This is a genomic window from Sulfurivermis sp., from assembly GCF_059410345.1.
The window spans coordinates 1-14,577 of sequence record NZ_JBLJDO010000008.1 but is presented as its reverse complement, the minus strand read 5'-3'; the positions used below and the strand labels follow the sequence as shown (position 1 = coordinate 14,577).

Annotated in this window: 18 protein-coding genes; 11 read left to right on the top strand and 7 right to left on the bottom strand. The window is 60.7% G+C overall.

The window, feature by feature from the left end; translation table 11 throughout:
- Window positions 1-9 precede the first annotated feature (9 nt).
- The 4 genes from tusC to dsrA all read right to left on the bottom strand — a co-directional run bounded on the left by tusC (window position 10) and on the right by dsrA (window position 3,255).
- A complete protein-coding gene (gene tusC, locus ACMV8A_RS08215; protein WP_495325288.1) occupies window positions 10-399 on the bottom strand; it encodes a sulfurtransferase complex subunit TusC in 390 nt (129 codons plus the stop codon).
- 15 nt (window positions 400-414) lie between these two features.
- Window positions 415-807, bottom strand: a complete 393-nt coding sequence (gene tusD, locus ACMV8A_RS08210; protein WP_495325287.1) for a sulfurtransferase complex subunit TusD — start codon at window positions 805-807, stop codon at window positions 415-417.
- A 24-nt stretch (window positions 808-831) separates the two neighbouring features.
- A complete protein-coding gene (gene dsrB / locus ACMV8A_RS08205; RefSeq protein WP_495325286.1) occupies window positions 832-1,902 on the bottom strand; it encodes a dissimilatory-type sulfite reductase subunit beta in 1,071 nt (356 codons plus the stop codon).
- Window positions 1,903-1,998: 96 nt separating this feature from the next.
- Entirely contained in the window at window positions 1,999-3,255 is a 1,257-nt protein-coding gene (gene dsrA, locus ACMV8A_RS08200) for a dissimilatory-type sulfite reductase subunit alpha (protein ID WP_495325285.1), read from the bottom strand.
- A gap of 552 nt (window positions 3,256-3,807) precedes the next feature.
- On the opposite strand from dsrA, the gene ACMV8A_RS08195 reads away from it, so the two are divergent.
- The 4 genes from ACMV8A_RS08195 to ACMV8A_RS08180 are packed head-to-tail and all read left to right on the top strand — an operon-like array spanning window position 3,808 to window position 5,781.
- Window positions 3,808-3,966, top strand: a complete 159-nt coding sequence (locus tag ACMV8A_RS08195) for a sulfur relay protein DsrC (protein ID WP_495325284.1) — start codon at window positions 3,808-3,810, stop codon at window positions 3,964-3,966.
- 32 nt (window positions 3,967-3,998) lie between these two features.
- The gene (locus ACMV8A_RS08190) at window positions 3,999-4,715 is read left to right on the top strand and encodes a hypothetical protein (RefSeq protein ID WP_495325283.1); all 717 of its coding nucleotides are present in this window, start codon (window positions 3,999-4,001) and stop codon (window positions 4,713-4,715) included.
- A 4-nt stretch (window positions 4,716-4,719) separates the two neighbouring features.
- Entirely contained in the window at window positions 4,720-5,397 is a 678-nt protein-coding gene (gene cas6 / locus ACMV8A_RS08185) for a type I-MYXAN CRISPR-associated protein Cas6/Cmx6 (protein ID WP_495325282.1), read from the top strand.
- Window positions 5,398-5,442: 45 nt separating this feature from the next.
- Complete coding sequence (locus ACMV8A_RS08180; protein ID WP_495325281.1) at window positions 5,443-5,781, top strand: TusE/DsrC/DsvC family sulfur relay protein; 339 nt, start codon at window positions 5,443-5,445, stop codon at window positions 5,779-5,781.
- A gap of 50 nt (window positions 5,782-5,831) precedes the next feature.
- Here ACMV8A_RS08180 and ACMV8A_RS08175 read toward each other — a convergent pair whose 3' ends face one another.
- On the bottom strand, window positions 5,832-6,875 hold the full coding sequence (locus tag ACMV8A_RS08175) for an Sfum_1244 family protein (RefSeq protein ID WP_495325280.1): 1,044 nt from the start codon (window positions 6,873-6,875) through the stop codon (window positions 5,832-5,834).
- A 110-nt stretch (window positions 6,876-6,985) separates the two neighbouring features.
- On the opposite strand from ACMV8A_RS08175, the gene ACMV8A_RS08170 reads away from it, so the two are divergent.
- From ACMV8A_RS08170 to ACMV8A_RS08145, 6 genes are read left to right on the top strand one after another with little or no spacing between them, the layout of a single operon-like run.
- Window positions 6,986-7,555: a hypothetical protein gene (locus tag ACMV8A_RS08170; protein ID WP_495325279.1), complete on the top strand. Its 570-nt coding sequence runs from the start codon at window positions 6,986-6,988 to the stop codon at window positions 7,553-7,555.
- A 52-nt stretch (window positions 7,556-7,607) separates the two neighbouring features.
- Entirely contained in the window at window positions 7,608-8,237 is a 630-nt protein-coding gene (tmk, locus tag ACMV8A_RS08165; protein ID WP_495325278.1) for a dTMP kinase, read from the top strand.
- 2 nt (window positions 8,238-8,239) lie between these two features.
- Complete coding sequence (locus ACMV8A_RS08160; protein WP_495325277.1) at window positions 8,240-9,247, top strand: DNA polymerase III subunit delta'; 1,008 nt, start codon at window positions 8,240-8,242, stop codon at window positions 9,245-9,247.
- A 7-nt stretch (window positions 9,248-9,254) separates the two neighbouring features.
- On the top strand, window positions 9,255-9,614 hold the full coding sequence (locus ACMV8A_RS08155) for a PilZ domain-containing protein (RefSeq protein ID WP_495325276.1): 360 nt from the start codon (window positions 9,255-9,257) through the stop codon (window positions 9,612-9,614).
- Between the two features lie 47 nt (window positions 9,615-9,661).
- Entirely contained in the window at window positions 9,662-10,444 is a 783-nt protein-coding gene (locus ACMV8A_RS08150; protein WP_495325275.1) for a TatD family hydrolase, read from the top strand.
- 11 nt (window positions 10,445-10,455) lie between these two features.
- The gene (locus ACMV8A_RS08145) at window positions 10,456-12,678 is read left to right on the top strand and encodes a CHASE2 domain-containing protein (protein WP_495325274.1); all 2,223 of its coding nucleotides are present in this window, start codon (window positions 10,456-10,458) and stop codon (window positions 12,676-12,678) included.
- Window positions 12,679-12,685: 7 nt separating this feature from the next.
- On the opposite strand, the gene ACMV8A_RS08140 is transcribed toward ACMV8A_RS08145, so the two are convergent.
- On the bottom strand, window positions 12,686-13,753 hold the full coding sequence (locus ACMV8A_RS08140; protein ID WP_495325273.1) for a cyclic nucleotide-binding domain-containing protein: 1,068 nt from the start codon (window positions 13,751-13,753) through the stop codon (window positions 12,686-12,688).
- Window positions 13,754-13,782: 29 nt separating this feature from the next.
- Entirely contained in the window at window positions 13,783-14,052 is a 270-nt protein-coding gene (locus tag ACMV8A_RS08135; RefSeq protein WP_495325272.1) for a hypothetical protein, read from the bottom strand.
- A gap of 234 nt (window positions 14,053-14,286) precedes the next feature.
- Between ACMV8A_RS08135 and ACMV8A_RS08130 the strand changes: the two genes are divergently transcribed.
- On the top strand, window positions 14,287-14,577 hold a 291-nt coding region (locus ACMV8A_RS08130; protein WP_495325271.1), incomplete at its 3' end, for an SEC-C metal-binding domain-containing protein.

Below are 14,577 nucleotides of genomic sequence, written 5' to 3'. Positions count from 1 at the left end.
CTTCCCCGGTTAAAAGGTCAGGAGCACGTCCTGCTCTTCCATAAGGTCGCGGAGTTCAGCGGCGGTCTTCACTTCGACGTCCACCAGCAGGTCGTCTTCGCTCAGGCCACGCTCTTCCAGCGACTCCTTGGAGACGTACAGTTTTTCAACGTCGTACATCTCGAGCGCACGGTAAGTGGGGGAGAAGTTCTTCATGCCGATACCGGCGGTATCCTGACCCTTGACGATCTGGAACACACCATCATCCATGAAAACCACGGAAACGTCCTGCTCGAAGGCAGCACCGATCAGCACAACTTCCAAAGCTTCCAGGGCGTAAACCGTACCGTACGGAGCCGTCCGGTTCACATAGCAGAACTTCTTCTGCACGCCGCCTTCCATCATTTCTTCGTCACTCATCACTCTCTCCCCGAATTAATCGCCAAACACGACGAGGCGATCGGACTGGATACCGCCCTCGATCAGCTGGCCCAGACCGGAGATCCGGAAGCCGGGAGCGATGTTGTCAGCGTTCTTGCCATTGCGCTTGGCCTCATCGGCATCAGCGATGCCGCGGCGCTGGGCCGCGGCTACGCAGACTACGAGGTCAAGGTTGTGCTTGGCAGCCAGCTCACTCCAGCGGTTGACCACGTTGCGGTCGTCCTGCGGCGGAGTGGTCAGACGGGTCGCGTTGTTGACACCGTCGTGATAGAAGAACACGCGGTAAACCTCGTGTCCTGCTGCCAGGGCTGCCACGGCGAAGTTGTACGCTGTATCAGATGCCTGATGAGTGTACGGGCCTTCGTTAACCTGAATCGTAAACTTCATTGACCTCTTCCTTTTATCCGTTTATCAGAAGCGGATGTGAGCAGAGGCGTTGAGGTTCACGCGGCCACCACGCCAGTTGTCGATGTGGTACTTGGTGAACGGCAGGCCGGTCAGCTCGAAGAAACGCGGCCAACCGATACGGTCGATCCACTCGTTCATGCGCTCCCACTCCTTCGCGTCCTTCTTGTAGGCGTTCAGGATGTTCTTCACCACAGCGGCGGCTTCGGGCCAGCGCGGCGGGTTGTTGGGGATGCCGGCAGCGACCAGCTTGTGGAAGGTCGGCTTGGAACGGGCGTTGGAGTTCTTGCCGCCGACCCAGATGGCCAGCTTGGAGTGCTCCGGATCGTTGATCTGCATCGGCGGGCAGGGGGGGAAGCAGGCGCCGCAGCAGATGCACTTCTTTTCGTCCACTTCCAGCGAGGGCTTGCCGTTGACCATGGCCGGACGGATAGCCGCCACCGGGCAGCGGGCCACAACGGACGGACGCTCACACACGTTGGCCACCAGGTCGTGGTTGATCTTGGGCGGCTTGGTGTGCTGGATGTTGATGGCGATGTCACCCTGGCCGCCGCAGTTGATCTGGCAGCAGGAGGTGGTCATGCGCACGCGGTTCGGCATCTCTTCGTGGGTGAACTCGTGGTACAGCTCATCCATCAGGGCCTTCACGGCGCCGGAGGCGTCGGTGCCGGGGATGTCGCAGTGCAGCCAGCCCTGGGTGTGGGAGATCATCGACACGGAGTTACCGGTACCGCCGACGGGGAAGCCTTCGGCATTCAGCTTCTCGATGAGCGGCTGAACCTTCTTCTCGTCGGTGACCATGTACTCGATATTGGAACGGATGGTGAAACGCACATAGCCGTCGGCAAACTGGTCGGCGATGTCCATCAGCTTGCGGATGGTGTAGGTGTCCATCTGACGCTGGGTACCGGCGCGCACGGTCCAGACTTCTTCGCCGGACTTGGCGACGTGGTGCAGGACGCCCGGACGCGGACGGTCATGGTACTTCCACTGGCCGAAGTTCTTCTTCAGCGTGGGGTGCATATACGGGAACGGATCCGGTACACCACTCTCGATGGGCATGCGAGGTGCAGACATAATTACCTCCAATTACACTCAGAAATTCGTCGTTATTTAGTTTGCGGGGCGTACCGGTTGCCCGGGACGCCCCGCGTTTACTGTCGGACCGACCGCTTAGCCAGCCTTACGCTCGAACCACTTCTGGGCCTCTTCGTCCCAGCCATCGGTGCGGACGTAGGGGTTCATGCGCGGGTTGGTGATCATGTTCGGGTCGATCTCGACGCCAATGCCTTCCAGGAAGTTCACCAGGCCGATACGCTCGATCATCTCACCGGTACGCTCGTGCTCCAGGGCGTTCTCGGCGAAGAAGTCGATGATGTTGCCGGCCAGCTCTTCCAGGGCCTCGTAGTCTTCGTCGGTGTCCAGCTTCATGAAGGGGACCACCACGGTGCCCATCAGGTCGCCGATCTTCAGAGTGCGCTTGCCGCCGACCAGCAGGGTGACGCCCTTGTCGTCGCCGGGGGACAGAGCCTTGGTCATGACGTTGATGCAGTGCATGCAGCGGACGCAGTTCTTGTTGTCGACAGCCAGGGTGTCGTCGTCGTTCAGGCTCAGGGCCTGGGTCGGGCAACGGGTGATGACGTTGTCGATGACGTACTTGCGGCCCTTGGCATTGACGAAGTTCTTCACTTCGGCCTGGTCGACCTTCATGTCGTCGCGCCAGGTGCCGATGGTGGCCAGGTCAGCGCGCTGAATGGAGTTCATGCAGTCGTTGGGGCAGCCGGAGACCTTGAACTTGAACTTGTACGGCAGGGCCGGACGGTGCATGTCGTCGAGGAAGCGGTTCACCAGGGTGCGGTGAATCTTCTGCTCGTTGGCGCAGGAGTGCTCGCAACGTGCGGCACCGACGCAGGACATGCCGGTGCGCACGGCGGGGCCGGCGCCACCCAGGTCGAAGCCCATCTCGTTTAGCTCGTCGAAGGCCGGCTGGACGTTCTCAGTGGTGCAACCCTGGAACATGATGTCGCCGGACTGGCCGTGGAAGGCGATCAGGCCGGAGCCGTACTTGTCCCACACGTCGCAGAACTTGCGGATGATATCGGTGTTGTAGTGCATGCCGGCGGGCGGCATGATGCGCAGGGTGTGGAACTCGGCAGCCTTCGGGAACAGGGGCTTCTTGTTCTCGTCGTGCAGTTCGGTGAAGCGGGGAATGACGCCGCCGCCGTAACCGACCACACCTACGGTACCGCCCTTCCAGTAGCCCTTGCGGGTGGTATAGGACGTTTCCAGCTGACCGAGCAGGTCCTTCATCATGTCAGCGTAAGGCTTGCCTTCATCGGTAGCCAGGCGCTTCAGGCCGGTCACGAAGGACGGCCACGGGCCGCTCTCCAGCTGGTCCAGCATCGGAGTCTTGTGCATCTTAGTAGCCATTAGTCATTCTCCCGTCAGAGATCTGTTGGGTTTCGGGGCGGCCGGAGGAGGGTACCTTGGCCGTCCATCTGGCCCGACGACGATTGGGCGGCGCCGGGCACAACTACCTAGTCTGAAGAGGACGAAACCAGTAGGTCCTTTTCAACATGGCGCGAAGTTTAGAAGTTCATTATGAAGCGAAGTATCCTTCCGATGGGGGGGAGGGGTGGGATAGGTCTATCCTGAATGGGATATACAAAACACCTGGAGAATATGGGTTATGGTGGCATAAACGCAACTATTAATTGATATATATCAACATGATACGTGTTGACTTTAATGTTGATTGTTAGCAGAAAAGAAGCGCCGTACCCTTCCAAGGGTTGTGACGGATAGCGCAAAGCGAGGCTTGTTCATGCCTCGTGCATCGGGTTCAATATCAATACATAGCAATTCTCTTAAGTATCACAGCGGGACCCTTGAAGGGCGGCCGGACGTGCCACACATACAAGGCACGTTTACATATGTGTTTATCGGTTGGCGAGGCAAGCGATGCTCTATTTAAGTGAGATCATGATCCAGAATCCTCAGCTGGATGACTTTGAAGACCTCATCGAGGTGGTCCGTCAGCGCGCCAAGGGCGAGATGTTTTTCCGTATCGACGTCAAGCCCACTTACGAGAACACGCCGGAAAACTGGGAAGACCGGCTGGAAGCCGCGTTCACCTCCTGATGCTGCCACAGCAATAGCCACGGGATATCCAAGTGAAATATCTGCAACTGGAAAACGAAGCGGTGCAAGGCGAGGCGGAGTGCGCCTCCGATGCGGTCCGCCCGAAGCAGGCTGAGGAAACCCGCTTGGCACAGCTGGAGGCCGAACTGGCGGCCCTGTCCGCCGCTGCCCCGCTGGCGCAGCGTCTGACCCTGCGTAATGACATCGGCTACATCCTGCTCGATCTGGAGCGGCGCGATGAGGCCTGGCAACTGGGCCACGACTGCTTCCGCCAGGCCTTGGCCGCCCGGTTGTGGGAGCAGGCGGTGCAGGCCTGCGACATCATTTACCAGGCGGAAAAAGATGACTCCATCAAGGCCCTGGCGCACGGCATCTGGCTGGCCGTCACCTATCCCATCGATCCGGAACTGTCGGTGCTGATGCTCAAGCATCTGGTGGCGGAGACGCCGCCCAAGGCTGACGCCGCCGCCATCCCTGCTGCTACGGCCGCCTATCTGGTGGAACTGCGCGCCGAGGGCAAGCAGCGCGAGGACCTGAAGTTCTTTACCGCCGGCATGCTGGCGGAAGTGGCCAAGAAGCACAGCGAGGTGGTGGACAACAAAGAGATCTTTGATTTCTGGGTGGAACGCCTGGAGCTGAACGATCCGGCCAAGTTCCTGCCGCGTCTGGGCAAGCTGCTGGATGTACTGGTCCCCGATGCCTGGTGGTACGATCGCGACGCCCTGCGCAACGAACTGCCGGCGGATTGACACCATGTTTTGGCAAGAGGACGTACAAAAGGAGTTTTTCACCGTACCGGAGGACGTGGTCGATGTATCGTTCCATATCGACTGCCGCACCCTGCCGGTGGATCACGCCTACCTCCTTTCTGCCGCTGTTCGTCGTGCCTTGCCCTGGTTTGGTGACGATCCTGCCGATGGCCTGCACCTGATCCACGTGGCCGATTCAGGCAACGGCTGGGAGCGCCCCTCGCACGCCCTGGCCCTGCTGCATCTGTCACGCCGGACGCGTCTTGTCTTGCGCCTGGCACGGCATAGAGTGGAAAATGCGCGGGCCCTGAGTGGTCAGACCCTCGATGTGGGCGGCAATACCATGGTGGTGGGGGAGGCCAAGGTGGTCCCCCTCAGTCCGGTTGCCACGCTGTACGCGCGTTACATTGCAGTACCCGCAGGGCAGGATGAGGAGCAGTTCATTGCCGATGCCGTGCAGCAGATGCGCGCCATGGGCGTGCAGTTCAAGAAGGTCCTGGCGGGCAAGCCGCACTCTTTCGATACGCCGGACGGCCCGATTCATGTGCGCAGCCTGATGGTGGCGGACCTGCAACCCCAGGACGCCGTGACTTTGCAGGAGCGGGGTCTGGGGCCGTATCGCAGCCTCGGTTGCGGGCTGTTCATTGCCCATAAATCTATTAATAAAGTTAATTCGGAATAACAAGTTACGTCTTAAATCTAGAAACAACTTGAAGGAGAGAGCAGTATGTCTTACGAAGTGAACGGCAAGACCATCGCGGCCAACGCCAACGGTTATCTGGAAAACCTGGAAGACTGGAACGAGGACGTGGCCAAGGCCATTGCCGCTGCCGAGAGCGTCACCCTGACCGAGAAGTCCTGGGACCTCATCAATTACCTGCGTGATGAATACCTCAATAACGGCGGCAACCAGCCCAACGATCGCACCATCGTCAAGGCGATGTCCGACAAGTGGGGCACCGCGGTGCAGTCCAAGGATCTCTACGAGCTGTTTCCGATGCAGCCCTCCAAGCAGGCAGGCAAGATCGCCGGTCTGCCGGAGAGCCGCCGCAAGGGCGGTTACTGAGTCGTATGCACTCCGCAACGACGCCCGCAGATGCGGGCGTCGTCGTTTTCTTACAGTACCAATTCATCCAGCAGCGTATCCAGTCGTTCCGCCGCGCCATCATCGTGTCCACCGTAGGCCTGTAGCAGGCGTGTACCGGCCTGTTGCCAGTGCGTCTGCCCACGGTTGACGGCCTCCTGTAACGGCGCCAGGCCGCCCTGTTCTATCCACTGGCGGTAGGCGGCTTGCAGGGTGGGGAAGAGTGCCTGTCGCATGCCACCCAGATTGGCAAAATAGAAGTGCAGCGAGGCTGCCCGCTCCTCGGCCAGCAGCGTGGGCAAGGTCACCAGGCAGTCAGCCAGATGGTCGCGCACCGCACGCGCCACCAGTTCGGCCCGTGTGTGCCACAGGGCGGTCAACATCTGTTCCCAGGCTGCGCCGAACAGTACGCCGGCCTCGATCTCGCCCAGTTCATGCAGAATCGCCGCCTCGGTCTCGGTGGCGGTCATGGCATCCAGTGCGCTCTCCAGTGCGCTGTCCACCGGATAAAAGGCAAGGGTACGTGCCATGGCATTATCCTGTCGGCGCCAGCGCCACTCTTCGATCTTCTCCCACAGCATGCGCCGCAATGACTCGCGCCGCACATAGACCTCGCCGTTGAGCGTCATTGCCGGCGGTGCGGTCAGATCGCGCGCATATTCCTTGCCAGTGACCAGGATGCGCCGCTGGTGGCGTTGCTCCACCTGATGCAGATCGGCGAGGAAAAAGTGCGGTTTGGATAGGCCGCCGTAGCCGCCGCTGTAGACCAGCCCCTGCGGTAGCAAGCGATCGTTGAGCACGTCCGGTTCGAAAGGTGCGAACGGCGTGCTATGCAGTGCGATGGGCTGATAATCCTGGTGTTCCAACTCGCCCCACAGCCGTTCCCGCTCCATCAGCCAGTCACCCAACTGTTTTTCCGGCAGGCGTTCGTCATAGCCGTAACCCATTTCCCAGCGGTAGTACTCGCGCATCTTGAGCAGATAGATGCACAGGGAGTAGTTGCGGGCATGGCGCGCATCGGAGATGTCGCAGTTGTGTTGCACCTGGGCGGTGAGGGTGTGAAGATCGGCGCGCATGTCGGACCCGCAGTTGGTTTGTTGATATATGTTGAGTAGAATACTAGGTAATAGCAAAGCTAGCACGGCCTCGCGCCGCTGCCAACAGCAACATAGATTGAGGAATAAGCGTGCGCATCAAGAGTAAATGGCACAAGAAAGACAAGCCGAAGTCGCCGGAAGAGTTGGCCTCGGTACTCGGTTTCATTACCTGGCGCGCGGCCCAGGAACGCGCAGACAAGATGTACGCCGCCGGTTTCAACTTTGCTTCACAGACGCAATTGCTGGCGGTGGTGGGCGAGTTTGCGGTGTTCCTGCTGCAACTGGCCGACCGCCTGTGTTACGAGCGCCTGGAGGATGAACAGCGCCAGCACCTGATGGGCGCCCTGGCCCAGCATCTGGTACGTACCCTGGTGGACAACATGACCGAAGTGGCGGGGCCCGGCGAGCACCGTGCGGCGGTAGTGGCGCTCCTCAACGAGCGGATGGAGGCCTACGCCGAGTTCGGTTTTGCTGATGGTCAGCCCAGTTACCAGGCACTGCGCTATCTGGGGCAGTGTGTGGAGCAAGTCATGGGCGGCAGCGCCAACAAGTGGGTCGTCGAGCAGGTGGTGGATATCGAGGCCCCGGAGGCAGTGAAGAATCTGAAAAAGGGGCTGAACGATGTGCTGAAGCAGTGGGAAGAGTCACCCGCCGCCTGAGGCGCCGGCCATCGTGGTAGCATTGCCGGGTCATTATCTACCGGGACACACCATGCGTGGACGCTTCATCACTCTGGAAGGCGGCGAGGGCGCCGGCAAGAGCTCCAATCTCGAACATATTCATCGACGGCTGAGCGCGGCGGGCAAACAGGTGGTTCGTACCCGTGAACCCGGCGGCACCCCGCTGGGGGAGCAGTTGCGCGCCCTGCTGCTGGATCGCGGCCAGAGCGCCATGGCCGATGACACTGAGCTGCTGCTGATGTTTGCCGCCCGCGCCCAGCATCTGGCGGAGTTGATCCTTCCGGCGCTGGTGCGCGGCGACTGGGTCCTGTGCGACCGCTTCACCGATGCCACCTATGCCTACCAGGGAGGCGGCCGCGGCATCGATCAGGCACGCATCCGCGTGCTGGAACAGTGGGTGCAACGCGAGTTGCGCCCAGACCTCACGCTGCTGCTGGACCTGCCGGTGGAGCAGGGGCTGCAGCGGGCCGGGGCGCGCAGTGATCCGGACCGCTTCGAGCAGGAACAGGCGGAGTTTTTTCAGCGCGTGCGCGCCGCCTACCGTGAGCGCGCACGACAGGAGCCGGGGCGTTTTCGCATCATCGACGCCAGCCGGCCGCTGGCCGAGGTTCAGGCCCAGCTTGATCAGGTGCTGGACGCGTATTTGGCAGGTGCCTCCTGACCATGCAGCAGCCTTATCCCTGGCAACAGGCCCCCTGGCAATCGATGCAGCAACGCATCGCTGCGGGCCGTCTGCCCCATGCCCTGCTGCTGAGTGGCCCGGCCGGGTTGGGCAAACTGGAGTTTGCGCGCCTGCTGGCCCGTTCCCTGTTGTGTGAACAAACGGAGCAAGGCCTGCCGTGTGGCTCGTGCCGTGGCTGCCAATTGCTTGCGGCCGGTACGCATCCGGATTTTCAAGCGGTACAGCCGGAGGAAGAGGGTAAGGAGATCACCATCGGCCTGATTCGGGATCTGCTGGCCTGGCAGGCGCTGACGCCGCAGTATGGCCGCGCCCGTGTGGTGATCATCGAGCCGGCCGATCGCATGAACATCAATGCCGCCAATGCCCTGCTGAAGACGTTGGAGGAACCGGGCCGCGACGCTCTGTTGTTGCTGGTCACGGCCCGTCCCGCTGCCCTGTTGCCCACCATACGCAGCCGCTGCCAGCAACTTCCATTCGTGGCGCAGTGGGGCGCAGAAGCGCATAACTGGCTGGCCGAGCGCCTGGGTGATGCCCAGCGGGCCGCGTTGGCTCTGGCGATCAGCGGCGGTGCGCCGCTGCGGGCCTTGGCCCTGGTTGAGTCGGGTGGCATGGAGCGGCGCGCACAACTGTTCGCCGTCTTCGAGGCTCTGCTGGAGGGGAAACAGGAGCCGCTCGCCCTGGCGGCGCAGTGGCTTGAGCTGCCGCTGGGAGAAACGCTGGCAACGCTGCATGGCTGGTTTGTGGACATGGCGCGGCTCAAGGCCGGCACGGCCGAGGTCCAGTTGGACAACCCGGATCTGCGCCGGCGTTTGCAAGCCCTGTGCGAGAAGGTAGACTTAGCTCATTTGCTGCACCGGCAAGGGCAACTGCAGGAGGCCATGCGTCTGGCGCGCGGTCATCCGAACGTGCAGTTGCTGCTGGAGGAGTTGCTGCTCGGCTGGAGCAGCGCAGGTGGAACGACGGCGCGACGCGCCGCACCAACGAGATAAGGTCATCATGGAGCCGAAGGCACCCCCCATAGCCAAGCAGGGTATTCTGTCTCTCACCATCAAGGACAAGAGTGCGCTGTATGCGGCCTACATGCCGTTTGTGAAAAACGGCGGGCTGTTCATCCCCACCAACAAGGATTACGCGCTGGGCGATGAGGTATTCATGCTGCTGACCCTGATGGAAGAAAAGGAAAAGCTGCCGGTCGCCGGCAAGATCGTCTGGATTACGCCCAAGGGTGCGCAGGGCAATCGCGCCGCCGGTATCGGCGTCCAGTTCAGTGAGCAGGATGGCGGTAACGTGCGCAACAAGATCGAAACTTATCTGGCCGGCGCCCTCAAGTCCGATCGCCAGACCCACACCATGTAACACGCTCCCCTGCCGCGGAGCGCATCTTTGTCATTACTATCGCTTTCATGTCCACATCGCTCGTCGATTCGCACTGCCATCTCGATCGCCTGGATCTCGCACCCTACGCCGACGGCATCGACGGTGTGTTGGCCCAGGCGCAGGCGGCGGGTGTCAGCGATGTGCTCTGCGTGTGCATCAATTGGGAGAACTTTCCTGCCGTACTGGCATTGGCGCAGCAGCACGAACATGTCTACGCCACCGTCGGCGTGCATCCCAACGATCACGAAGGCCACGAGCCCAGCCTCGATGAACTGGTGACGGCAGCGCGTCTGCCCAAGGTGATCGGTATCGGCGAGACCGGTCTCGATTACTACCGCAGCGAAGGTGACCTGAACTGGCAGCATGAGCGCTTTCGTCGCCACATCCAGGCGGCGCGAGCAGTCGGTAAACCGCTGATCGTACACAGCCGTGAGGCCCAGGCCGACACCGTGCGCCTATTACGCGAGGAGGGGGCGGAGGCGGTCGGCGGCATCATGCACTGCTTTGTCGACGACTGGGACACTGCCGCCCAGGCCCTGGACTTGGGCTTTCATATATCCTTCTCCGGCATCATCACCTTCAACAACGCCGTACAGGTCCGCGAGGTGGCGGCGCGGGTGCCCGATGATCGCCTGCTGGTGGAAACCGACGCACCCTATCTGGCGCCTATGCCGCACCGTGGCAAGCCCAATTATCCGGCCTATGTGCGCCATGTGGCCGAGCGTCTGGCCAGCGTGCGTGGCACCACGCTGGAGGCGATAGCCGAGTTGACCAGCGTCAATTTCCGCCGCCTGTTTCAACTCTCCTGACACGCAGCGCCATGGCCAAGGGCAGCTTCCGCAAAAGATTCTATCCCACGGCCACGGGTTTGTTGCTGGTTCTGATTACTCTGTGGTTGCAGTTCAGCGACATGCCGCTGATGCAGCAGACCATGCAGCGACTCGATTCCATGGTGTACGACCTGCGCCTGCGCGCCATGCTGCCGGAGCACCACGTCGACCCACGCATTGTCATCGTCGATATCGATGAGAAGAGCCTGCAGAACGAGGGACATTGGCCTTGGTCGCGCGACAAACTGGGGCTGCTCATCGATAACCTGTTTCAACAGGGGGCGGCGGTCGTCGGATTCGACATCATTTTCGCCGAGTCGGAGCGCAACAGTGGTGAGATGGTACTGCAGCGGCTGAGTGAGGCGGAGGGTGAGGGGCATGCCCTGGTGCGCGGCCTACGCGACTATCTTCCTCTGTTCGATAACAACACGGCGTTCGCTGCAACCCTCGAAGAGCATGATGTGGTGCTCGGCTATATCTTCCACACCCGTGGCGAAGAAGCGGTGGGCACCTTGCCGCAACCACTCAATGTGGTGCCGGAGGAGGCCGTTACCCGCGTAGTCATGCCCACGGTCAGCAGCTATACCGGAAACATCGATGTCTTGCAGCAGGCGGCACGGCACGGTGGTTTTTTTACCCTGGAGCCTGATCCAGACGGCATCATCCGCCGTGCCCCGATAGTGGTGCGCCATGCCGACAAGCTATACCCGTCATTGGGTTTGGAGGTGGCGCGCCTGTTCCTGATGATGGACGAAGTCGGTGTGCAAACAGCACTGGTGGGCGGTGATGAAATCCTTGAGGCAATCCGCCTGGGTCATATCACCATCCCCACCGACAGCGAAGGTCGTGTAATCATTCCCTACCATGGGCTTTGGGGCAGTTATCCGTATATCTCGGCCACCGACGTGCTGAACGGCCGTGTCACGGATGAGAAACTCGACAATGCCATCGTGCTCATCGGTACCACAGCGCAAGGCCTGTTCGATCTGCGTGCCACGCCGATCCAGGCGGTCTATCCCGGCGTCGAAGTGCATGCCAACATCATCGCCTCCATCCTCGACAACAACTTCCCCATGGAGCCGGCGTGGGCCACTGGTGCAGACTTTTTGCTTATCCTGCTGATTGGCGTGAGCCTCGCGCTGCTGTTTCCCCGTTTGGACCCCTTGCCGCTGGTGCTGGTTACGGCTGCGGTATTGGCATCTGCCATCGCCTTTAATTTCTGGATGTGGTCTGCCGAAGGTCTCATTCTGGCGCTGGCACCGCAGGTGCTGCTGGTGATTCTGCTGGCGATGTTCAACATGGCACATGGTTTTTTCGGCGAGTTCCGCAGCAAGCGCCAGTTGCAGGGCATGTTCGGCCAGTATGTGCCGCCGCAACTGGTACAGGAAATGAGCGAGGATCCGGAGCAGTACAGCTTCGAAGGCGAGAGCCGGGAGATGTCCGTGTTATTTGCGGATATCCGCAGCTTCACCACCATTTCCGAGGCGCTGACGGCCAATGAGCTGAAGGATATGCTGAATCATTTCTTCACGCCCATGACGCGCATCATCTTCGATAACCGCGGCACCATCGATAAATATGTCGGTGACATGGTGATGGCTTTCTGGGGTGCTCCGCTGGAGGACCGGCAGCATGCGGTGCATGCCATCAGTGCCGCGCTGGCGATGCTGGCCGAGGTGGAGCGGCTCAAGCCCGAATTTCAGGCCGCTGGTTTTCCGCTGATCCAGATCGGCATTGGCATCAATAGCGGCACCATGAATGTAGGTGACATGGGGTCGGAATATCGCCGCGCCTATACCGTGCTGGGCGACTCGGTCAATCTGGCCTCACGCCTGGAAGGGGCCACCAAGTACTACCATGTTGGCCTGATCGTGGGAGAGGCGACGCGGCGCCTGGCAGGGGAGGCCTTTGTCTATCGCGAACTGGATCTGATCCGCGTGAAGGGCAAGGCGCAGGCGATACATATCTTCCAGCCACTCTGTGCCGCCACCGAGGCCAGTGCCGAATTGCGCGCCGAACTGGACCTGCACGAGGAGGCTCTGGCTTGCTATCGTGACCAGGAGTGGGAACGCGCCACGGAGCTATTCCAGCAATTGCACGAGAGTAGGCCGGGTGTGCCGGTCTATGGGTTGTATCTGGAGCGCATCAGTGCGCTGCGCGCTGCGCCGCCGGCGGCGGAGTGGGACGGAGTGTACGAACGCAACGAAAAATAAGGCGATGTTACTGCTGCGCGCCCTGCTTGATGGCCATCAGACCGCCTTTCAGCACATAGGCATCGAAGCCGCGTTCAGTGAGCAGAAATACCGCCGATGAACTGCGCCGTCCGGTATCGCAATAGACGATGTATTTTTTGTTGTGATCCAGACTGGCGGCCTTGAGCCGCAGCATGAACAGCGGGATGTTGACGCTGTCGGGTAGCGCCGCATTCTTGTATTCGCTCTCCAGACGCACGTCCAGCAATTGCGCCGTGCCCGCGGCCACCAGTTTTTGCGCCTCGTCGTAGCTGACGCTTTGCAGCACCGGCTCCTTCAGCAGCGAGGCAAAATCCGCTTTGGCCAGCCGCATCAGCACACCGTCGGTCAGCATGGTGACATTGGCGTTGCGTTTGGAGTCGGAGATCAATGCCTCTTCACCAAAGCTGCTGCCTGCCTCCAGTTCTGCCAGCTTGATGGTCTGTCCGGTCTTGGTCAGACGGGTGACCATGGCACGGCCTTGTTTGATGTAGTAGTAATAGTCGCCCTCATCACCCTGCGTGATCACCACATCCCCGGAACGTACCGGCTTCGCCTCCATTTTCATGAATACTGCCTGGATATTGGAGGCGGGGATGCGATGGAAGATGCTGGAGCGCAGCATGTGCGTCATCCAGTCACCGTCGTCGGCTTCTTCGGGGCCATTATCAATTTCGGTCACCATGTAGCCGGCGTTCTGGCCCCAGGTCAGGAGCAGGTCCAGGTGGTTGTTGTCGACCTGGAAATAGAACACCTGGCTGCGCGCCTTGGCGGTCGCCTGACGCGGACGGTGATGATCCAGCGGGAAGCGTGAGGCCGGTGTCGCGCCGGCAACCACCCGGGGCGGGCCATCGCCGGTATCCAGTTCGATCTCGCCGCCGAGGATGTAATAGGAGCGGTTGTCCGTATCACCTTTCTTGAACAGCGTACGTCCGGCGGGAATCTGCTCGACATAGGTGCTGCGCGAGAGCTCCTGCAGGTTGTCCTGGGTCAGTTCGGAAAGCGGTACATAATTCCGAAGGTATTGGGATTCGACCCGTTGTCTGGTTTCAGCCATGTCGTTGCTACAGGATTTTCCGGGCAGGGTTAGGTCAATCGCACGCCAGCATTCAACAAATGCCACTCCATGACACGGACTACGTCTGGTGTGAAGGTCGCATTATAGAGGAATTGAGGATCAATGCTAACTTTTGGGCCATTTTGAAAAATTTCTTTTTTATTCAGCCAGATAAATATATCCAGGGGAGCCGCCTGGCCACCGCTTCTAAACCGCTGGCGGCCGGTGCATGTTGCGCATAATGTATATTTTTCGACCAGTTCATCCTTGCCACCGCAGCCCCTGTCCCCGTAGTCCATAGCCCGCCAGCCCGGCCCGGGCCGATGCAATCGCGCCCAGGGGGCCGGGGCGGAGCGAAGCGGAGCGGCTTGTGGACCCACGGGGGCAGGGGAGGGGCGCCACTGACGCCAGATTGATGCCATTCTGATGCCACTAGCCCCTCCCCCCGTTAGTAATACGGGGGGAAACACCTTGACGGTGACGCCGGAATGACGCCATATTGATACCTCATCCTGATTTCGAGGTGTATCCCCATGGCTACCAGTATCCGCTTGCCCGACCCACTCAAGACCGACGCTGCCGCCTATGCCGAGCGCATCGGCATCTCCCTTAACGCCCTGGTGGCGGTCGCCCTGGCCGACTACTTGACCCTGCGTGCCGACCCTGGCCGCGTTGCCACGCTGCCCGCTGTCGCTACCACGCCGATGCCCTCGGTGGCTCATGCTGACGACACCCCCAGCACCCAGCCCGCACCCGTGGTCAGTGTCCCCAAGCCCGGCCGCAATGACCCGTGCCCCTGTGGCTCCGGGCGCAAGTACAAGGTC

What these genes read in the sequence shown, in the direction of transcription:
- tusC (WP_495325288.1), bottom strand. Translation starts at nt 399, where the DNA reads ATGAGTGACGAAGAAATGATGGAAGGCGGCGTGCAGAAGAAGTTCTGC.
- tusD (WP_495325287.1), bottom strand. Translation starts at nt 807, where the DNA reads ATGAAGTTTACGATTCAGGTTAACGAAGGCCCGTACACTCATCAGGCA.
- dsrB (WP_495325286.1), bottom strand. Translation starts at nt 1,902, where the DNA reads ATGTCTGCACCTCGCATGCCCATCGAGAGTGGTGTACCGGATCCGTTC.
- dsrA (WP_495325285.1), bottom strand. Translation starts at nt 3,255, where the DNA reads ATGGCTACTAAGATGCACAAGACTCCGATGCTGGACCAGCTGGAGAGC.
- ACMV8A_RS08195 (WP_495325284.1), top strand. Translation starts at nt 3,808, where the DNA reads ATGATCCAGAATCCTCAGCTGGATGACTTTGAAGACCTCATCGAGGTG.
- cas6 (WP_495325282.1), top strand. Translation starts at nt 4,720, where the DNA reads ATGTTTTGGCAAGAGGACGTACAAAAGGAGTTTTTCACCGTACCGGAG.
- ACMV8A_RS08180 (WP_495325281.1), top strand. Translation starts at nt 5,443, where the DNA reads ATGTCTTACGAAGTGAACGGCAAGACCATCGCGGCCAACGCCAACGGT.
- ACMV8A_RS08175 (WP_495325280.1), bottom strand. Translation starts at nt 6,875, where the DNA reads ATGCGCGCCGATCTTCACACCCTCACCGCCCAGGTGCAACACAACTGC.
- tmk (WP_495325278.1), top strand. Translation starts at nt 7,608, where the DNA reads ATGCGTGGACGCTTCATCACTCTGGAAGGCGGCGAGGGCGCCGGCAAG.
- ACMV8A_RS08160 (WP_495325277.1), top strand. Translation starts at nt 8,240, where the DNA reads ATGCAGCAGCCTTATCCCTGGCAACAGGCCCCCTGGCAATCGATGCAG.
- ACMV8A_RS08155 (WP_495325276.1), top strand. Translation starts at nt 9,255, where the DNA reads ATGGAGCCGAAGGCACCCCCCATAGCCAAGCAGGGTATTCTGTCTCTC.
- ACMV8A_RS08150 (WP_495325275.1), top strand. Translation starts at nt 9,662, where the DNA reads ATGTCCACATCGCTCGTCGATTCGCACTGCCATCTCGATCGCCTGGAT.
- ACMV8A_RS08145 (WP_495325274.1), top strand. Translation starts at nt 10,456, where the DNA reads ATGGCCAAGGGCAGCTTCCGCAAAAGATTCTATCCCACGGCCACGGGT.
- ACMV8A_RS08140 (WP_495325273.1), bottom strand. Translation starts at nt 13,753, where the DNA reads ATGGCTGAAACCAGACAACGGGTCGAATCCCAATACCTTCGGAATTAT.
- ACMV8A_RS08135 (WP_495325272.1), bottom strand. Translation starts at nt 14,052, where the DNA reads ATGGACTACGGGGACAGGGGCTGCGGTGGCAAGGATGAACTGGTCGAA.